The organism is Allobosea eneae (assembly GCF_042657265.1).
Classification (GTDB): domain Bacteria; phylum Pseudomonadota; class Alphaproteobacteria; order Rhizobiales; family Beijerinckiaceae; genus Allobosea; species Allobosea eneae.
Genome location: NZ_JBHSLW010000042.1, coordinates 40,998 through 60,046 on the forward strand (window position 1 = coordinate 40,998; position 19,049 = coordinate 60,046).

The window sequence follows — 19,049 nt, forward strand, 5'->3', positions numbered from 1 at the left end:
AGCGCATGAACGATCGCTCCCCGCCGACCAAGCGCACCCGTCCGACCTTCACCGACCAGGAGGCGCTGCTGTTCCACTCGCAGGGGCGGCCGGGCAAGCTCGAGATCATTCCGACCGTGCCGATGGCGACGCAGCGCGACCTGTCGCTGGCCTATTCGCCCGGCGTCGCGGTGCCGGTGCTGGCCATCGCGGAGGACCACAGCCGGGCCTATGACTACACGGCCCGCGCCAATCTCGTCGCGGTGATCTCGAACGGCACCGCAATCCTCGGCCTCGGCAATCTCGGCGCGCTCGCCTCCAAGCCGGTGATGGAAGGCAAGTCGATCCTGTTCAAGCGTTTCGCTGATGTCGATTCGATCGATCTTGAGGTCGACACCGAGGACGCCGACAAGTTTATCGAGGCCGTGCGCTATCTCGGCCCGTCCTTCGGCGGCATCAACCTGGAGGACATCAAGGCGCCGGAATGCTTCATCATCGAGCAGCGCCTGCGCGAATTGATGGACATTCCGGTCTTCCATGACGACCAGCACGGCACTGCGATCATCGCCGCCGCCGGCCTGATCAATGCGCTCGACCTGACCGGCCGCGACGTCAAGTCGACCAGGCTCGTCATCAACGGCGCCGGCGCCGCCGCGATCGCCTGCATCGAGCTGCTCAAGGCGATGGGCTTCAAGCCCGACAACGTCATCCTCTGCGACACCAAGGGTGTGATCTATCAGGGCCGCACCGAGGGCATGAACCAGTGGAAATCGGCGCATGCGGCGGTCACCGACCGGCGCACGCTGGCGCAGGCGCTGGAGGGGGCTGACGCTTTCTTCGGCCTGTCGCAGAAGGGCGCGGTGACGCCTGAAATGGTCGCGTCAATGGCGGAGAACCCGATCATCTTCGCCATGGCCAATCCCGATCCGGAGATCACCCCGGAGGAGGTCCACGCGATTCGCGAAGACGCAATCATGGCGACCGGGCGCTCGGACTATCCCAACCAGGTCAACAACGTGCTCGGCTTCCCCTTCATCTTCCGTGGCGCGCTCGACGTGCGCGCCACCACGATCAATATGGAAATGAAGATCGCCGCGGCCGAGGCGCTGGCGATGCTGGCGCGCGAGGACGTGCCGGACGAGGTCGCCGCCGCTTATCAGGGTGCGCGCCCGCGCTATGGCAAGGACTACATCATCCCGGTGCCGTTCGACCCGCGGCTGATCCATGTCGTGCCGATGGCGGTCGCCAAGGCGGCGATGGACACGGGCGTCGCCGGCAAGCCGATCGTCGATACCGGCGCATACAGGGCGCAGCTCTCGGCACGGCGCGACCCCGTCACCGGCGCGCTCAACCGCATCTTCGAGCGCGTCCGGCGCTATCCCAAGCGCGTCGTCTTCGCCGAGGGCGAGGAGGAGCAGGTCATCCGTGCTGCCGCCTCCTTCGTCAACCAGGAGCTCGGCAAGGCGATCCTGGTCGGGCGCGAGGAACGGATCAACGAGACCGCCGAGCATCTCGGCGTCGACCTCGCCGCCAAGGGCATCGAGATCCAGAACGCCAGGCTCTCGCACCGCAATTCGGCCTATGCGCAGCATCTCTACGAGCGGCTGCAGCGGCAAGGCTATCTCTTCCGCGATTGCCAGCGCCTGATCAACCAGGACCGCAACCATTTCGCGGCCTCGATGGTCGCGCTCGGCGACGCCGATGCGATGGTCACCGGCGTCACCCGCAACTATTCGATCGCGCTGGAAGAGATCCGCCGCGTCATCGACGACCGGCCGGGCCACCGCCTGATCGGCGTCTCGATAGCGATCACCCGCGGACGCACCGTGCTCGTTGCCGACACCGCGATCACGGAGATGCCGTCGGCGCAGGAGCTCTCGGAAATCGCGATCGAGGCTGCCGGCGTGGCGCGCCGGCTCGGCTATGAGCCAAAAGTCGGGATGCTCGCCTTCTCGACCTTCGGTCACCCGGCCGGTGAGCGCTCCGAGAAAGTGCGCGATGCCGTGAACATCCTCGACGGCCAGCGCGTCGACTTCGAGTACGATGGAGAGATGTCGGCCGATGTCGCGCTCAACCGAGACCTGATGGCGCAGTACCCGTTCTGCCGCCTGACCGGGCCGGCGAACGTGCTGGTGATGCCGGCATTCCACTCGGCCTCGATCTCGACCAAGATGCTGCAGGAGCTCGGCGGCGCCACCGTGATCGGCCCGCTTCTTGTCGGCCTCGACAAGCCGGTGCAGATCGTCCCGCTCGGCGCCAAGGATTCCGACATCGTCAACATGGCGGCGCTGGCGGCGTTCAACATCGGCGGGTGAGACCTGCCGTCATGCTCGGGCGAAGACCCGAGCATCTCATGACCAAAAAGGAGCCCTTGAAGGGGTGCCTCTTCCTGCTGGAGATTCTCGGGTCGGCGCTGCGCACCGCCCGAGAATGACGCGCGTGCGGCCCGTCAGTTCGTCCGCGGGCCGAGATCGCGCGGGGCGGCGTTGACCGTGACGATCTGGCCGTTGCGCAATTCGAGCACGGCAAGACCGCGCTCGTTGAGCCCGTCGGGGCGGAAGCGGAAGACGCCGTCAGCGCCGGCGAAGCCTGACGGATTGGTCAGCACGCTCTCCGAGAAACGCTGGCTGCCCTGCGTGCGCGCAAGCGCGGCTGCCAGCGAGACCGCGTCATAGGACAAGGTCGCGGTACGGGTCGGGGCGCTGTTGAAACGCTTCTGGTAGCGGCCGGAAAAGGCGTTGAAACCGGCGGTGTCGGGCGAGGCGAACCAGCCGCCCTGGATCGCCGGGACGCGGGCGACGCCGGCATCGTTCCAGACGCCAGTGCCGAGCGGCTTGACCTTGGCCGGGTCGTAGCCGGCCTGCTGCAGGACAAGGCCGAGCGTCGGCATTGCAGCCGCGTCAGCCGGGACGAACAGCGCATCGGCCTGCTGCAGCGCCGGCACCAGGCGGGTGGCGGCGGCGCGCATGCTGTTCTGATCGGAGCCGAAGCGCTCGATCACCACGACGCGAGCGCCGCGATTGGCGACGGCCTGCTGAAAGGCGCCTTCGACGACCTTGCCATAGGCGGTCTCGGGCACCAGCGCCGCAAAGGATTTGCGCCCCTGCGCCGCAGCATAGGCGATGACGCGGTTGACGTCGTTCTCGGGCGGAAAGGAGAGCAGGTAGACGCCGCGCGTGGCGACATTGCTGTCGCTGGAGAAAGCGATCACCGGGCGGCCGGCGCCCCTAGCGACCTGGCCGACGGCCTGCACCGAGGGGGCAAAAAGCGGGCCGATGATCAGCTCGGCGCCTTCGCGGAAGGCTTCCTGCGCCGCGGCCTGGGCTCCGTCCGGCGTGCCGCGATCGTCCTTGACCAGCAAAGTGAGGTCGGCGCCGGGAAATTCTGCGAGCGCCATCTCGGCGGCGTTCTTCAGCGAGTTGCCGACGGTCGCACCCGAGCCCTCGGCGGTGAGCGGCAGAATCAGGCCGACCTTGACCGAGCCGGTGCCGATGGTCGGGCCGCTCGGCTGGGCAGCGCCACCCGCCTGCGGCGCAGTGGAGCTGTCGAACCCGGGCAGGCCGCCGGTTCCGCCGCTGCAGGCGGCGAGCGCCGCGCCGACACCGGAGAGCAGGATGAGGCGGCGGCTCGGCGGAGTGAGGAGCTTGCTCTGACGCGACACGGCTTTCGTCTCCACTCCTCGGCGAGGCGCGAGACGAACCCGCACCAGCTGAATCTTGTCCCGAACCGTGGACAAGTCCTGCCAGCCAGCAAGGCTATTTTCAAGTTGTTAACTCTAGGTTGCCGCGCCGGCAGTGGCATCTTCCTGACTGCTGTGGCAGTTTCGCCGCCATGTCCGGCCCTGTATCCGCCCCGCCCGCCCCAGGTCGCGCCCCGAGCTATGCGGCCTTCGGGCTCCGGGCCGAGGCCGAGCCGCTCGTACCGGGCCTGCATATCGTCGCAACGCCGATCGGCAATCTCAAGGACATCTCGTTCCGGGCGCTGTCGACGCTCGCCGCCGCCGACGCCGTGCTGGCCGAGGACACCAGGACCTCGAAGACGCTGCTGGCGCATTACGGCATCGCGACGCCGCTGCTGCCCTATCACGAGCACAACGCCGCGCAGATGCGCCCGAGAATCCTGGAAAAACTGCGCCAGGGAGGCAAGCTCGCGCTGATCTCCGATGCTGGCACGCCTCTGGTCTCCGACCCCGGCTACAAGCTCGTCGCCGAAGTCGTCGAGGAAGGGTTGCCGGTCACCGGCATACCCGGCCCTTCCGCCGTGCTGGCGGCTTTGGTGCTGGCAGGACTGCCGACCGACCGCTTCTTCTTCGAGGGCTTCCTGCCGCCGAAGAGCGCCGCGCGGAAGGCGCGCCTCACCGAGCTTTCCACCATTCCCGGCACGCTCGTCTTCTTCGAATCGCCGCGCCGCCTTGCCGAAATGCTGGCCGACGCCGCCGCCGTGCTGGGCGCACGCTCTGGTGCGGTCGCGCGCGAGCTGACCAAGTATTACGAGAACGTCCGGCGCGGCCCGCTGCCCGAGCTCGCCAACCACTATGCAGAGGCCGAAGAAGCACGCGGCGAGATCGTCGTGGTGATCGGCCCGCCCGATGCCTCCACCGCAGCAGCCCAGGGCGACACGCTCGACGAGGCCTTGCGCACGGCGCTGGCCAAGGTTTCGCTTAAGGAGGCGGTGGCGCAGGTTGCCGCCGCCAGCGGGCAGCCGCGCCGCGTCGTCTATGCCCGCGCCCTCGAACTGACGCGGGCGCCGTGAGCGAGGCGCTGCGCAGCCGGCGTGCCCGCCTCTCCGGCCGCGCCGGCCGCCGCGGCGAATGGCTCGCCATCGCTTTCCTCAGCCTCAAGGGCTACCGCCTGCTGCAGCGCCGCTTCGGCGGCAAGGGGGGCGAGATCGACCTGATCATGGCCCGCGGCGACGACATCGTCTTCGTCGAGGTCAAGGCTCGCGCAGCGCTCGACGCCGCCGCGAGCGCGATCACGGCGGACAAGCGCCGGCTGATGGAAGCGCGCATCCGGCAATGGCTGGCGCGCAATCCCTGGGCGATGCAGCGCAATCTGCGGGCCGACGCGGTCTTCGTCGCGCCCTGGCGCCTGCCCCGCCATGTGCCTGGTGTGTTCGAGCTCGTGCTCTGACGCAAGACTCAGCCACTTGCACGAATGGGCTGCCGCAGCCGATATAACGGCCGCAACCGGAGCTTCCGCCATGCCGCTGAACGTCGCCATCCAGATGGACCCGATCGGACAAGTCCGCATCGCCGGCGACACCGGCTTCGCCCTGATGCTGGAGGCGCAGGCGCGCGGCCACAGGCTCTTCACCTACACGCCCGACAAGCTCACCTTGCGCGACGGCAAGGTCACGGCCGTGATCAATCCGGTCGAGGTCCGCGACGTCGAGGGCGACTACTACACGCTGGGCCAGCCTGAGCGGACCGATCTCTCGACGCTCGACGTGGTGCTGCTGCGCCAGGATCCGCCCTTCGACATGGCCTATGTCTCCTCGACGCATATGCTCGAGCGCATCCATCCGAAGACGCTGGTCGTCAACGACCCGACCGAGGTCCGCAACGCCCCGGAAAAGCTCTTCGTCACGCATTTTCCCGAGCTGATGCCGCCGACGCTGATCACGCGCGACCGGGCCGAGATCGAGGCTTTTCGCGAAGAGTTCGGCGAGATCGTGATGAAGCCGCTCTACGGCCATGGCGGCGCGACCGTGTTCAAGACCGGCAAGGCCGACCCGAATTTCGGCTCGCTCTGTGACCTCTTCGCCAATCTCTTCCGCGAGCCCTGGGTGATCCAGGCCTTCCTCAAGGAGGTCACGGAGGGCGACAAGCGCATCATCCTGATCGACGGCAAGGCGGCGGGCGCGGTCAATCGCGTGCCGGCGGTCGGGGACCTGCGCGCCAACATGGTGCGCGGCGGTGCCGCCAGGCCGACGGATCTCTCGAAGCGCGAGCTCGAGATCTGCGAGCGGATCGGCCCGGCGCTCAGGGAGCGCGGCCTGCTGCTCGTCGGCATCGACGTGATCGGCGGCAAGCTGACCGAGATCAACGTCACCGCCCCGACCGGCGTGCGCGCCATCAAGAAGCTCGGCGGGCCGGACCTCGCGGCCCAGCTCTTCGATGTAATCGAGGCGAAGCGCCGAGGCGACCTTTAGCTCGACGCCGCTGTGGGCCAATCCTCGATATCGGTCCAGGGCGAAAGCGGCTCCAGCGGTAGACCGCGCAGCATCATGCAGCACCCGCCGCCCGAATGGCCGGGGCGAGTCTCTGAACCGATCGGAACATTTTCAAGCCGTGCTCGCAGCAAACGGCCAACGCCGCCATGCGAGACGACGAGTTTCAGACCAGCCCCGCGCGCCAGGACTGTCTCGATCGCGCCGACGATCCGCTTCTGCGCCGCAGCCGCTGTTTCCCAACCCCGGATGCTCGTCGTCGGAGATGCGAAGAACTCTGCGGCAATGCGGTCGAACTCGGGCTGCGGGATATAGCCCGTCGAGGATCGATCGTTCTCTCCCAGAGCCGGATCGACATGATGCGGGATTGACAGACGATCGGCCAGTATCTGGGCACCGTCCAGCGCCTTCCGCTCGGCGCTTGACCAGACAGCCAAGGCCGATACGCCGGCGAGGGCGTCCGCAAACAGGTTCATGCGTTCACGGCCGCGTTCGGACAATGGCCATTCCGGAACCGGGACCGAGGGATCGACCACCACCTCGGGATGAGTGATGAAGAGGATTCGCATTCCTACCTGAACATGGCTGGAGATGCGGCTGTCCGACTGGCTCAAGCCGCGCCGCTTACGGCCGCGGTCCCGTTCAGCGGATTCTCCGGGTCCCAGCCATATTTCATCGTCTCGAAGCGCATCGCCATCGCATCGACGAGCAGGAGCTTGCCAACCAGCGGCTCGCCGAAGCCGGTGATCGCCCGGATCACCTCCAACGCCATCAGCGAGCCCATCACGCCGGCGAGCGCGCCGAGCACGCCGGCCTCGGCGCAGGGCGCGACCGTGCCGGGCGGCGGTTCGTCCGGGAACAGGCAGCGATAGGTCGGGTTGGGCTTCCCGTCCGGAGCCGTCTCATGCGCGCGGATCGTGGTGAGCGAGCCGTCGAAACGGCCGAGCGCCGCCGTCACCAGCGGCTTCTTCTCGTGGAAGCAGGCGTCGGAGACAGCATAGCGCGTCGCGAAATTGTCGGAGCCATCGGCGACCACGTCATAGAAGGCGATGAGGGCGCGCGCGTTGTGCGGGTCGATCCGGGTGACGTATTCCTCGATCTCGACCCGCGGGTTGAGCCGTGTGACGAAATTGGCCGCGGCGACCACCTTGCGTGCCCCGATATCCTCCGCGCCGAAGATGATCTGCCGCTGCAGGTTCGAGAGCGAGACATGATCGTCGTCGACGATGCCGATCGTGCCGACGCCGGCTGCCGCCAGATAGGGGATTAATGGTGCGCCCAGGCCGCCGGCGCCGATCACCAGAACCCGGGCGCGCTTGAGCTTTGCCTGGCCGGGGCCGCCGATCTCCGGCAGCACCAGATGGCGGGCATAGCGCTCGATCTCGGCTTCGTTCAGCGTCATGGCCGGCAAGCTAGGCCGATCCGTCCACGTCAGCAATCGGGTGCGATGCGGTGACAGGAAGCGGGTGTCTGCACCGTCCATGCGCCTGCGATCACCCGCGCCTCATCGTCTGAACGAAGGAACGGGACATGACGGCACTGAAGGACAAGGTTGCGATCGTCACCGGCGCGAGCTCCGGCATCGGCCGTGCGGCTGCAAAACTGTTCGCGGCGGAGGGCGCCAGGCTCGTCGTCACCGCAAGGCGGCAGAGCGAACTCGATGCGCTTGTCGGCGAGATCGAGGCGGAAGGCGGTGAAGCGATCGCCGTTGCCGGCGACATCCGCGAGGAGGCATTGGCGCAGCGTCTGGTCGAAACCGCGACCGAGCGCTTCGGCGGGCTCGACATCGGCTTCAACAATGCCGGCATCATCGGCGAGCTCGGCCCGATAGCTGAGATGTCGAGCGCGAACTGGCACGACGTGATCGCGATCAACCTGACCAGCGCCTTCTTCGGCGCAAAGCATCAGGTTCCGGCGCTGGAGGCGCGCGGCGGCGGCTCCCTGATCTTCACCTCAAGCTTTGTCGGCTACACCGCCGGACTTGCCGGCATGTCGGTCTATGCCGCCAGCAAGGCCGGGCAGATCGGCCTCGCGAAGGCGCTCGCAGCCGAGCTCGGCGGCAAGCGCATCCGCGTCAACGCCCTGCTGCCGGGGGGTACCGACACGCCGGCCGCGACGACCAATGCGCCGGGCGCCGGCCCCGAGGTGCTCGCCTTCGTCGAAGGCATTCATGCCCTGAAGCGCATGGCGCAGCCGGAGGAAATCGCCCGCGCCGCGCTCTTCCTCGCCTCGGACGCGTCGAGCTTCGTCACCGGCACGGCCTTCCTCGCCGATGGCGGCGTCTCAATCCAGCGCGGCTAAGGCGACTGTTCATATGTGACCGATATCGCCGAGCGGACCCGCAAGCCCGCTTGGCCCCGCCCGCAAGCCGTGCCATCGTGATCCTAGGCAGGAATGGCGCAACCATTCCGCATGTGACAGGGGAACGGCTCGATGCGTTTGACATCTCTCGCGCTCGCTCTGGCGGGCGTCGCCCTCTCGGCCATGGCGGCCGTCGCCCAGACCGCCATCAAGCCGGCGATCGTCTATGACAAGGGCGGCAAGTTCGACAAATCCTTCAATGAGGGCGTGTTCGCCGGGGCCGAGAAGTTCAAGGCCGAGACCGGCGTCGAGTTCCGCGATTTCGAGCCGACCAACGACGCCCAGATCGAGCAGGCGCTGCGCCGGTTTGCCCGCGACGGCCATTCGCCGATCATCGCCGTCGGCTTCTCGCAGGCGACCGCCTTGCAGAAGGTCGCAGCCGAGTTCCCCAACCTGAAGTTCACCATCATCGACATGGTCGTCGAGCTGCCGAACGTGCAGTCGGTCGTGTTCAAGGAGCACGAGGCCTCCTATCTCGTCGGCCTCCTCGCCAGCCTCGCCTCGAAGACCAACAAGGTTGGCTTCGTCGGCGGGATGGACATCCCGCTGATCCGGAAATTCGCCTGCGGCTACGTCCAGGGCGTCAAGGCCGGCAAGAAGGACGCCGAGATCTTCCAGAACATGACCGGCTCGACCCCGGCCGCCTGGAACGACCCGGTCAAGGGCGGCGAGCTCGCCAAGTCGCAGATCGACCGCGGCGCCGACGTGATCTACCACGCCGCCGGCGGCACCGGCATCGGCGTGTTGCGCGCCGCGGCCGACGCCGGCAAGCTCGGCATCGGCGTCGATTCCAACCAGAACATGCTGCATCCCGGCAAGGTGCTGACATCGATGTTGAAGCGCGTCGACGTCGCCGCCTACAGCTCATTCAAGGCGGCGCGCGACGGCACCTGGAAGCCGGGCGTCTCGGTGCTCGGGTTGAAGGAGGACGGCGTCGGCTGGGCGCTCGACGACAACAACAAGGCGCTGATCACGCCCGAGATGAAGGCCGCCGCCGACAAGGCACGCGCCGACATCATCGCCGGCACCGTCAAGGTCCACGACTACATGTCGGATTCCAAGTGCACGATGTGAGCTTGCACCAACGGTGACGAGCCCGCATCCCGCCATCGAGCTCAGCGGCATCAGCAAGGCGTTCGGCCCGGTCAAGGCCAACAAGGACGTCTCGCTCACGGTCGCCGCCGGCTCGATCCACGGCATCGTCGGCGAGAACGGCGCCGGCAAGTCGACGCTGATGTCGATCCTCTACGGCTTCTACGAGGCCGATGCCGGCGAGATCCGGGTGCGCGGCGAGCCGCGTCGCATCCGCTCTTCTTCTGATGCGATCGCCGCCGGGATCGGCATGGTCCACCAGCATTTCATGCTGGTCGAGCCGCTCTCGGTCGTCGAGAACGTCGTGCTCGGCGCCGAGGGCGGGGCGCTGCTCAAGCGCGGCATCGGCAAGGCGCGGGCCGAGCTGGCGCGCCTCTCCGAGGAATACGGCCTCGCCATCGATCCCGACGCGATCGTGGGCGAGCTCTCGGTCGGCCTGCAGCAGCGCGTCGAGATCCTGAAGGCGCTCTATCGCGGGGCTGAGGTCCTGATCCTCGACGAGCCCACGGCGGTGCTGACTCCGGCCGAGGCCGACCAGCTCTTCGAACTGCTGCGGGCGCTGAAGGCGCAGGGCAAGACGGTGATCCTGATCACCCACAAGCTGCGCGAGATCATGGCGGTGACGGACCGCATCTCGGTGATGCGGCGCGGCGAGATGGTCGCCCATGTCGAGACGGAACGGACTTCCCCGGCCGAGCTGGCGGAAGCGATGGTCGGCCGGCGCGTGCTGCTGCGCGTCGAAAAGAGCCCGCGCGAGCGCGGCGCGCCGGTCCTCGAAGCAGCCGGTCTGACGGTGGTCGACGAGCGCGGCTGCGAGACGCTGCGGGACGCGAGCCTGACACTCCATGAAGGCGAGATCGTCGGCATCGCCGGCGTCGCCGGCAATGGCCAGAGCGAATTGCTCGACGTGCTCGCCGGCCTGACCCAGCCGGCGCGCGGGGTGATCCGGCTCGGCGGCCAAATCCTCAACGTCGCCGACCGCAACCCGGCCAATCTGCGCAAGCTCGGCCTGATGCATATTCCCGAGGATCGCTTGCGGACCGGCCTCGTCACCGCCTTTGCCGCGGCCGAAAACGCGATTCTCGGCTATCATGACGACCCGGCCTTCGGGCGCGGGCCCTTCCTCTCGCCGACATTGGTCGAGCAGCATGCACGCATCGGCATGCAGGACTACGATGTCCGCCCGGTCGACCCCAGCCTGAAGACCGCCAAATTCTCCGGCGGCAACCAGCAGAAGATCGTGCTCGCCCGCGAGATCGAGCGAGCGCCGAAGGTGCTGCTGGTCGGCCAGCCGACGCGCGGCGTCGATATCGGCGCGATCGAGTTCATCCATCGCCGCCTGATCGCCCTGCGCGATCAGGGCGTCGCGATCCTGCTTGTCTCGGTCGAGCTGGAAGAGGTGATGGCGCTGTCCGACCGGATCCTGGCGCTCTGCGGCGGCCAGATCACCGGCGAACGCGAGGCGGTGGCGACCGATGAGCGCGATCTCGGCCTGCTGATGGCCGGCGTCAGCGAGCGGGCGGCGTGATGGTGGTGGCCGCGATGGGGAAAGGCGCGACCAAGAGCCCTGGCACCGACAGGTCCTCTCCCCCCTTGTGGGGGAGAGTTAGAGAGGGGGGTATGCCACCCTCGACAGGGGTCCAACCTGGCGCGCAGAGGTTTGCGGGTGCGATACCCCCCTCCCAACCCTCCCCCACAAGGGGGGAGGGCTTGCGTCGCGCTTTCTTGACCAAGCCGATCCAGCCATGAGCGCCGCCCCGATCGATCTCCCGCGCTGGGCCGATACCGCGCTGGTGCCGCTGGTCTCGGTTGCCGCTGCGCTCATCGTCGCCGGGCTCGTCGTGCTCTCGATCGGCGAAAGCCCGCTGGAGGCGACGACGCTCTTGCTCAAGGGCTCGCTCGGCAGCCTCGAAGGCCTCGGCTTCACGCTCTACTACACCACCAATTTCATCTTCACCGGCCTTGCCGTCGCGGTCGCCTTCCATGCCGGGCTGTTCAATATCGGCGGCGAGGGCCAGGCCACCATCGCCGGCATCTTCGCCGCGCTCGCCTGTCTCTGGCTCGCGCCGCTGCCAGGCATATTGCTGGTGCCGCTCGCCATCCTCGCCGCGGCGGCGGGCGGGGCGCTCTGGGCCTTCATCCCCGGCTATCTCCAGGCGACGCGCGGCAGCCATGTCGTGATCACCACGATCATGTTCAACTTCATCGCGGCGACGCTGATCGTCTACCTCTTGGTCGAGGTGATGGGGAAAACCGGTTCGATGCAGCCGGAAACTCCGGATTTCCCGAAGCAGGCGGTGCTGACGCCGATCCATGAGCTGCTCGGCGCCTTCGGGCTGAAGCTGCCTTCGACGCCGCTCAACACCTCGTTCCTGCTGGCGCTGGCGTCGCTCGTCGCGGTCTGGGCGCTGATCTACCGCTCGCGGCTCGGCTATGCGATCCGCACCGTCGGCGCCAATCCACGCGCCGCCGCCTATGCCGGCATCTCGCCGGCGCGGATCATCATGGTGGCGATGGCGATCTCCGGCGCACTCGCCGGCGGGCTCGCGGTCAACGAAGCGATGGGCGTGCAGCATCGGCTGGTGCTCGATTTCACCGCCGGCTACGGCTTCGTCGGCATCGCTGTGGCGCTGATGGGACGCGGGCATTCGGTCGGCGTAGGCCTCGCGGCCCTGCTCTTCGGCGTGCTTTACCAGGGCGGCGCCGAGCTCTCCTTCGACAAGCCGACCATCACCCGCGACATGGTCGTGGTGATCGGCGGCATCGTCATCCTCTTCGCCGGCGCGCTCGACGGCCTGTTCCGACGGCTCGTCGCCAGCGTGCTCGCGCCCGGGCGCAGGGGCTAGGCGATGGAGATCGTGCAGACCCTCGCCGTCATCCTGGATTCGACGATCCGCCTGTCGATCCCGCTGCTCTGCGCCGCGCTGGCCGGGCTCTGGTCGGAGCGCTCCGGCGTCGTCGACATCGGCCTCGAAGGCAAGATGCTGATCGCGGCCTTCGCCTCGGCCGTCGTCGCCTACAATAGCGGCTCGGCCTGGGCCGGCTTAGGGGCCGGCATGCTCGCCGCGATCGCGCTCTCGCTGGTCCATGGCTTCGCGGCGGTCACCTGGCGCGGCAACCAGATCGTCTCCGGCGTCGCGATCAACATGCTGGCGATCGGGCTGACCGCCATCCTCGGCAATGCCTGGTATGGCCAGGGTGGGCGCACGCCAAACCTCGAAGGGGCCGCCCGCTTTCCCGAACTAGACCTGCCTTTCGTCGCGACGCTGAAGGATATCCCGGTCCTCGGCCCGATCTACGACATCGCCATCTCCGGCCACGCGGCGCCGGTCTATCTCGCCGTGCTCGCCCTCGTGCTGACGGCGTTGACGCTGAAGCACACCCGCTTCGGCCTGCGCCTGCGCGCCGTCGGCGAGAATCCGGCTGCCGTCGACACCGCCGGCGTCTCCGTCGCCGGCCTACGCTATGCCGCCGTGATCATCTGCGGGGCGCTCTGCGGCCTCGGCGGCACCTATCTCGCCGTCTCGCAATCGGCCGGCTTCCTGCCGCAGATGACGGCCGGCAAGGGCTTCATCGCGCTGGCCGCTGTGATCTTCGCCAATTGGCGGCCCTGGCCGGCCTTGTTCGCCTGCCTGCTCTTCGGCCTGCTCGATGCCGTCGCGATCAGACTTCAAGGCGTCGTCCTACCCGGCATCGGCCAGGTGCCGGTGCAGGCGATCCAGGCTCTGCCCTATGTGATGACCGTGGTGCTGCTCGCCGGCTTCATCGGCAAGGCGACGCCGCCCAAGGCCTCCGGCCTGCCCTATGTCAAGGAACGCTGAGTGTCCGCCGCCCCCGATCTCGAGGCGCTCTTCACCGCGGCTTTGGCCGCACAACAGAAGGCCTACGCGCCCTATTCCCGCTTCAAGGTCGGCGCGGCCATCCTGGCCGACGACGGCAAGGTCTATCCCGGCTGCAACGTCGAGAACGCCGCCTATCCGGTCGGCGCCTGCGCCGAAGCCGGCGCGATCTCGGCGATGATCGCCGGAGGCGGGCGTGCTATCCGCGCGATCGTCGTCGTCGGCGATGGGGCCGAGCTGGTGACGCCCTGCGGCGCCTGCCGCCAGCGCATCCGCGAGTTCGCCGCGCCGGAAGTGCCGATCGTCATCGCCGGGCCGGACGGAATCCGCGCCCGCTTTTCTCTGGCCGAGCTGTTGCCAGCCTCGTTCGGACCAGCCAATTTGCCGGCCTGATTTGCGGGCGCTGACACGGCGACCCGATGAGCGCGGCCAACGCGCCGATGGAGCAGACAACATGGCAGCGGATGCGCTTTTCGACCAAGCGGCATCGGTATTGATCGATCGTGGCATCGATGGCGGCATCGACTGCGCCATCGTGCTCGGCACCGGGCTCGGCCGCATCATCGACGACATGGTCGAGCCGATCTCGATTCCGTTCGAGGAGATTCCCGGCTTCCCGAAGGGCGCGGTCTCCGGCCATGCCAAGCGGCTGAGCTATGGCGTGCTGCACGGCAAGCGGGTGCTGGTCTTCGAGGGCCGCGCGCATTTCTACGAGACCGGGGATCCCGCCATCATGCGCGTGCCGCTCGGCATGCTCGCCGCCTTCGGCTCGCCGCCGCTGGTGCTGACCAACGCCGCCGGCTCGCTGCGGCCCGATCTTCGGCCGGGCAGCCTCGCTTTGATCACCGACCACATCAACTATAGCGGCCCCAATCCGCTGGTCGGCGATACCGGTGACGGCCGCTTCGTGCCGATGATCGACGCCTATGACCCGCATCTGCGTGCCCGACTGAAGAAAGCGGCTGCCACGAGCGGCGCCAATCTGGGCGAGGGCGTCTATATGTGGTTCTCCGGGCCGAGCTTCGAGACGCCGGCCGAGATCAAGATGGCCAAGACGCTCGGGGCCGATCTCGTCGGGATGTCAACCGTGCCGGAGGTGATCCTGGCGCGGCGCTACGGCTTGCGCGTCGCCGGCCTCTCGATCGTCACCAATATGGGCGCCGGCATTTTGGGCGGCGCGCCCAGCCATGGTGAGACGCGCGACGTCGCCGCGACGGCGACCACGGCGCTGCGGCGGGTGCTGCGCGCCTTCCTGAGCGAGCTCTGACCATGTCCGACGCCGATCTCGCTTTACGCGCATTGCGCCTGCTCGATCTGACCGACCTGTCGGATCAGGCTAGCGAAACAGGCACGCTGCAGCTCTGCGCCCGCGCCGTCGCGGCGCCTGGCCCGGTCGCGGCGATCTGCATCTGGCCGCAATTCCTCAAGCTGGCGCGCCAGACGCTGAAGGCGTCGCCGGTCAGGATCGCGACGGTGATCAATTTCCCGGCCGGCAACAGCAATTGCACTCTGATCGGCAGCGACATCGCCGAAGCGATCGCGGATGGCGCGGACGAGATCGACCTGGTGCTGCCCTGGCGCGCCTTCCTCGCCGGCGATGCCGAGATCACCCGCGAGATGGTCGCCGAGGCGCGCGGCAGCTGCGGCGACAAGACGCTCAAGGTCATCCTCGAAACCGGCGAGTATCCCGATCAGCTCGCGGTGCGCGCCGCGTCCGAGCTTGCGATCGCTGCGGGCGCCGATTTCATCAAGACCTCGACCGGCAAGACCAAGACCTCCGCCACGCCGGCGGCCGCCCGCACCATGCTGGAGGCAATCAAGGCCTCGGACAAACCAGTCGGCCTCAAGCCATCAGGCGGGCTGCGTACGCTGGCCGACGCAAAAACCTATCTCGATCTCGCCGACGAGATCATGGGCCCGGACTGGGCGACGGCGAAGACCTTCCGCTTCGGCGCCAGCGGCCTCTACGGCGTGCTCGTAGACATCATCGCCGGCACGGCCCCGGCCGAACGGACCGACGGAGCCTATTGATGCGCCTGCCGCAGGAAATCATCGCCGCCAAGCGCGACGGCGAGCGCCTGAGCGCCCAGGACATCCACCAGATGATCGCGGGGCTGACAGACGGCGCGGTCAGCGAGGGCCAGGCGGCGGCCTTCGCGATGGCGATCTTCTTCCGCGACATGGATGCCGAGGAGCGCGTCGCGCTGACGCTGGCCATGCGCGATTCCGGCACGGTGCTGGACTGGCGCGACCTGCCGGGCCCGGCGCTCGACAAGCACTCGACCGGCGGGGTCGGCGATACGGTCTCGCTGCCGCTCGCAGCGGCGGTCGCGGCCTGCGGCGGCTATGTCCCGATGATCTCGGGTCGCGGCCTCGGCCATACCGGCGGCACGCTCGACAAGCTCGATGCCGTGCCGGGCTATGTCACCCAGCCTGGCATCGATCTCTTCCGCCATGTCGTGCGCGAGGCCGGCTGCGCCATCATCGGCCAGACCGCCGATCTCGCCCCGGCCGACAAGCGGCTCTATGCGATCCGGGACGTGACCGGCACGGTCGAATCGATCCCGCTGATCACCGCCTCGATCCTGTCGAAGAAGCTCGCCGCCGGGCTCTCCGGCCTCGCCATGGACGTGAAGTTCGGCTCCGGCGCCTTCATGCGCGATTTCGACAAGGCCGAGGCGCTGGCGCAGAGCCTGTCCGATGTCGGCAATGGCGCCGGCCTGCCGACGCGGGCGCTGCTCACCGACATGAGCGAACCCCTCGCCTCTGCTGCCGGCAATGCGCTCGAGGTCGCCTATGCGCTCGATCATCTGACCGGACGGCGGCGCGAGCCGCGTTTCCACGAGGTCACGGTCGCGCTCTCGGCCGAGATGCTGCTGCTCGGCCGGCTGGCGACGACGCGCGAAGAAGCGATCGCGAAAATCGAGGATGCCTTCGCCAGCGGCGCGGCGGCGGAGCGCTTCATCCACATGATCGCGGCGCTCGGCGGCCCGGCCGACCTGCTGGAGCATCCCGAACGGCACTTTCCCCGGGCGCCGATCGTTCGCCCGGTCTTCTCCGACCGGCCCGGACTGGTCGAGGCGATCGACACGCGCGGCGTCGGCCTCGCCGTGGTGGCGCTCGGCGGCGGCCGCACGCGCCCGCAGGACGCGATCGACCATGCCGTCGGGATCACCGAGCTCGCCGGGCTCGGCGACCGGGTCGGGCCGGACAGGCCGCTCGGTATCATCCATGCCCGCAGCGAAGCCGGCTTTGACGCCGCCCGCATCCGCCTGAAGAGCGCCTATCGCCGCGGCGAGAGCGCTGTTACGCGTGGGCCGCTGATCATCCCTGCCTAGGAGAGTCCCTTCCATGAGCCTGCTTCTGGCGATCACCGGCTGGCATGTCGAGAGCTGGCGCGAGCGCTTCGCGGCGCTGCTGCCCGACCTGCCGATCGTTACGCTCGGCGAGCCCTTCGACCGGCGCGCCGTGCACTATGTCGCGAGCTGGAAGCATCCGGAGGGCAGCCTCGCCGGCCTGCCCAATCTCGCCGCGATCTTCTCGCTCGGCGCCGGCGTCGACCACCTTTTCACCGACAGCCGCCTGCCGGAGGCGCCGATCGCCCGGGTGATCGATCCCGACCTGACGACGCGGATGAGCGAATATGTCGTCATGCACTGCCTCATGCAGCTGCGCCAGCAGCGCCGCTACGAGCGGCAGCAGCGCGAGAAGTCCTGGGACGACGATCGCCACCAGCCGGCGGCACGCGAGGTTCGCGTCGGTGTCATGGGACTGGGCGAGCTTGGCCAGGACGCGGCGCGCAAGCTGCAGGTGATCGGCTTCGACGTCGCCGGCTGGAGCCGCTCGCCCAAGGCGATCGAGGGGCTCTCCACCTTCTCCGGCGAGGACGGCCTGGCGGCTTTCCTTACCCGCACCGACATCCTGGTCGTGCTGCTGCCGCATACGCCGGAGACGGAAGGTATCCTGAACCGCCCGCTGCTCGCCAGGCTGGCGCGCGACGGCCGGCTCGGCGGGCCGGCGCTGATCAATGCCGGCCGCGGGAAGCTGCAGATCGAGGCGGACATTCTCGCAGCACTGGATGCCGGCGAGCTCCGGGAAGCGGTGCTCGACGTCTTCGAGACCGAGCCGCTGCCGCAGGATTCGCCGCTTTGGGATCACCCTGCCGTGACGATAACGCCGCACAATGCCGCGATGTCGGCGCCCGAGACGGTCGCCGACCAGATCGCGGCGCAGATCAGGCGTCTGGAGGCCGGCGGCGAGCTGCAGAACGTCGTCGATCCCAGCCGGGGTTATTGAGGCAAGACGTCATTCCGGGGCTTCGCGAAGCAAAGAGCCCCGGAAAACGGCGGAGGCTCAGCCCAGCCGACGGATCGCGGTGATCGGCCCGCCATTGCGGGAGAGGATGCGGTCCCGCGCCGGGCGCAGGGGTTCGCGGATCACGCTCATCATATAGGCGGTGGCGTGCAGCAGCGTGTCGGGGTCGGTCATGAGGCCGACATGCCCCTTCCAGAAGACGAGGTCGCCACGACGCAGGCCGTCGAGACGGTCGTCGAAGGCCACGGCCTCGCCGAGGCCACGCTCCTGCATGTCGGAGTCGCGCGGCGCGGCGATGCCAGCAGCCGCCAGCGAGAGCTGGACCAGCGCCGAACAGTCGAGGCCGAGGCTGGTCTTGCCGCCCCAGAAATAGGGCACGTTGAGGAAGCGCTCGGCCACCGCGACGAAATCCGGCTCATGCTGGTCGCGGGGGGTGAGGTGCTGCTTGAAGACGTGGCCGCCATGCCCGGCGGTGAAGAAATCGCCGCTCTCGCCGGTGACCGCCACCCCTGCATTGAGCGATAGCGCCTCCCTTGGCGGCAGTTTGATCGAGGGGCCGGGATAGACGAAGGTCCGGAGCGCGCTGACGCGATGCGTCGGGACGGCCGCGTCACCCGCCAGGCAATCCTCGGGCAGGTAGCCGACATAGGAATCGCCGACGAGCTGGCCCCAGGCCCAGCCCTCATGCTGCTCATAGATCCGGACCGCCTCGCCGGCGAGCGCCTCGGTGTCGAGCGGCGCATCCGGCCGGGGCTCGCGCCGCAGCGGTGCCGAAGGCGTGACCACCCGCATCGGGATCGGATCGGCGAAGGCGAGGGCCTCGACCTTGCCGTCGAGGTGACGGGCGGCGAGGTCCGGGCGAGCGGGGGTGAGGCGGCGGTCGAGATTCGTGCTCATGGCAGCACAGTAACCCTGTCCGGTTAACGGGCGAAGCGCTCAGGCCGGGCCGAGCTCGCGCGCCCGGCCAGTGACGAGATCGGCGAGATGCTCGACCGCCAAGGCGCCTGCGACGGTCCGCTGGATGACGACATTGCGCTTGTCGAACTCGTCGCGCTTGCGGCTGACCAGGCCGAGCTTGCCCATGCTGTCGAGCGCGCGGGTGATCACCGGCTTGGTCACGCCGAGGCGTGCGGCAAGGCCACGCACGGTGTGTGGCGGCAATTCCAGGTAGATCGTCAGCAGGATCGCGGTCTGGCGCACCGAAAGATCGGCTTGCGTATCGCGCACCAGATCGAGATGTACCTCGCGCCAGAGCCTGAGCGCCTGCGTCGGCTTGATCTCCAGCACCATGCCGTC

The 19,049-nt window shown here is 68.2% G+C and carries 19 protein-coding genes; 14 read left to right on the forward strand and 5 right to left on the reverse strand.

Annotated features, from left to right (window positions below):
* Positions 1-5 precede the first annotated feature (5 nt).
* Positions 6-2,294 carry an NADP-dependent malic enzyme gene (locus ACFPOB_RS23810; protein WP_377800846.1) on the forward strand — a complete coding sequence of 763 codons (2,289 nt, stop codon included), beginning with the start codon at positions 6-8 and terminating at the stop codon, positions 2,292-2,294.
* A gap of 134 nt (positions 2,295-2,428) precedes the next feature.
* Here the strand turns inward: ACFPOB_RS23810 and ACFPOB_RS23815 are convergent, their stop codons facing one another.
* Positions 2,429-3,640: a penicillin-binding protein activator gene (locus ACFPOB_RS23815; RefSeq protein WP_377800847.1), complete on the reverse strand. Its 1,212-nt coding sequence runs from the start codon at positions 3,638-3,640 to the stop codon at positions 2,429-2,431.
* Positions 3,641-3,810: 170 nt separating this feature from the next.
* Between ACFPOB_RS23815 and rsmI the strand changes: the two genes are divergently transcribed.
* The 3 genes from rsmI to gshB all read left to right on the forward strand — a co-directional run bounded on the left by rsmI (position 3,811) and on the right by gshB (position 6,129).
* Entirely contained in the window at positions 3,811-4,731 is a 921-nt protein-coding gene (gene rsmI, locus ACFPOB_RS23820; RefSeq protein WP_377800848.1) for a 16S rRNA (cytidine(1402)-2'-O)-methyltransferase, read from the forward strand.
* The gene (locus tag ACFPOB_RS23825; protein ID WP_377800849.1) at positions 4,728-5,108 is read left to right on the forward strand and encodes a YraN family protein; all 381 of its coding nucleotides are present in this window, start codon (positions 4,728-4,730) and stop codon (positions 5,106-5,108) included. Before rsmI ends, ACFPOB_RS23825 begins: the two co-directional genes overlap by 4 nt.
* 70 nt (positions 5,109-5,178) lie before the next feature.
* Positions 5,179-6,129, forward strand: coding sequence for a glutathione synthase (gshB, locus tag ACFPOB_RS23830; protein WP_377800850.1), 951 nt, complete (start codon positions 5,179-5,181; stop codon positions 6,127-6,129).
* On the opposite strand, the gene ACFPOB_RS23835 is transcribed toward gshB, so the two are convergent.
* Together ACFPOB_RS23835 and ACFPOB_RS23840 are read right to left on the reverse strand one after the other, a co-directional pair.
* Entirely contained in the window at positions 6,126-6,761 is a 636-nt protein-coding gene (locus ACFPOB_RS23835) for a histidine phosphatase family protein (protein WP_377800851.1), read from the reverse strand. The two genes, gshB and ACFPOB_RS23835, sit on opposite strands and share 4 nt — an antisense overlap.
* Entirely contained in the window at positions 6,758-7,549 is a 792-nt protein-coding gene (locus tag ACFPOB_RS23840) for a HesA/MoeB/ThiF family protein (RefSeq protein ID WP_377800852.1), read from the reverse strand. The genes ACFPOB_RS23835 and ACFPOB_RS23840 overlap by 4 nt, the downstream gene beginning before the upstream one ends.
* A 128-nt stretch (positions 7,550-7,677) precedes the next feature.
* On the opposite strand from ACFPOB_RS23840, the gene ACFPOB_RS23845 reads away from it, so the two are divergent.
* The 10 genes from ACFPOB_RS23845 (at position 7,678) to ACFPOB_RS23890 (ending at position 17,735) form a co-directional block, all read left to right on the forward strand.
* Positions 7,678-8,448, forward strand: coding sequence for an SDR family oxidoreductase (locus tag ACFPOB_RS23845; RefSeq protein ID WP_377800853.1), 771 nt, complete (start codon positions 7,678-7,680; stop codon positions 8,446-8,448).
* A gap of 132 nt (positions 8,449-8,580) precedes the next feature.
* Positions 8,581-9,582 (forward strand): BMP family lipoprotein, encoded by a 1,002-nt coding sequence (locus tag ACFPOB_RS23850; protein WP_377800854.1) that lies wholly within the window; start codon positions 8,581-8,583, stop codon positions 9,580-9,582.
* Positions 9,583-9,595: 13 nt separating this feature from the next.
* Positions 9,596-11,128, forward strand: coding sequence for an ABC transporter ATP-binding protein (locus ACFPOB_RS23855; RefSeq protein WP_092159982.1), 1,533 nt, complete (start codon positions 9,596-9,598; stop codon positions 11,126-11,128).
* Between the two features lie 217 nt (positions 11,129-11,345).
* Complete coding sequence (locus ACFPOB_RS23860) at positions 11,346-12,446, forward strand: ABC transporter permease (RefSeq protein ID WP_377800855.1); 1,101 nt, start codon at positions 11,346-11,348, stop codon at positions 12,444-12,446.
* 3 nt (positions 12,447-12,449) lie between these two features.
* Complete coding sequence (locus tag ACFPOB_RS23865) at positions 12,450-13,421, forward strand: ABC transporter permease (protein ID WP_377800856.1); 972 nt, start codon at positions 12,450-12,452, stop codon at positions 13,419-13,421.
* A complete protein-coding gene (locus ACFPOB_RS23870) occupies positions 13,422-13,832 on the forward strand; it encodes a cytidine deaminase (RefSeq protein ID WP_377800857.1) in 411 nt (136 codons plus the stop codon).
* Between the two features lie 61 nt (positions 13,833-13,893).
* The gene (locus ACFPOB_RS23875; protein ID WP_377800858.1) at positions 13,894-14,706 is read left to right on the forward strand and encodes a purine-nucleoside phosphorylase; all 813 of its coding nucleotides are present in this window, start codon (positions 13,894-13,896) and stop codon (positions 14,704-14,706) included.
* A gap of 2 nt (positions 14,707-14,708) precedes the next feature.
* Positions 14,709-15,470, forward strand: a complete 762-nt coding sequence (deoC, locus tag ACFPOB_RS23880; protein ID WP_377800859.1) for a deoxyribose-phosphate aldolase — start codon at positions 14,709-14,711, stop codon at positions 15,468-15,470.
* Entirely contained in the window at positions 15,470-16,777 is a 1,308-nt protein-coding gene (deoA, locus tag ACFPOB_RS23885) for a thymidine phosphorylase (RefSeq protein WP_377800860.1), read from the forward strand. The genes deoC and deoA overlap by 1 nt, the downstream gene beginning before the upstream one ends.
* A gap of 13 nt (positions 16,778-16,790) precedes the next feature.
* Positions 16,791-17,735, forward strand: a complete 945-nt coding sequence (locus ACFPOB_RS23890) for a 2-hydroxyacid dehydrogenase (protein ID WP_377800861.1) — start codon at positions 16,791-16,793, stop codon at positions 17,733-17,735.
* 57 nt (positions 17,736-17,792) lie between these two features.
* On the opposite strand, the gene ACFPOB_RS23895 is transcribed toward ACFPOB_RS23890, so the two are convergent.
* Positions 17,793-18,650: a C40 family peptidase gene (locus ACFPOB_RS23895; protein ID WP_377800862.1), complete on the reverse strand. Its 858-nt coding sequence runs from the start codon at positions 18,648-18,650 to the stop codon at positions 17,793-17,795.
* Between the two features lie 39 nt (positions 18,651-18,689).
* A complete protein-coding gene (locus ACFPOB_RS23900) occupies positions 18,690-19,043 on the reverse strand; it encodes a MarR family winged helix-turn-helix transcriptional regulator (RefSeq protein WP_377800863.1) in 354 nt (117 codons plus the stop codon).
* Positions 19,044-19,049 lie beyond the last annotated feature (6 nt).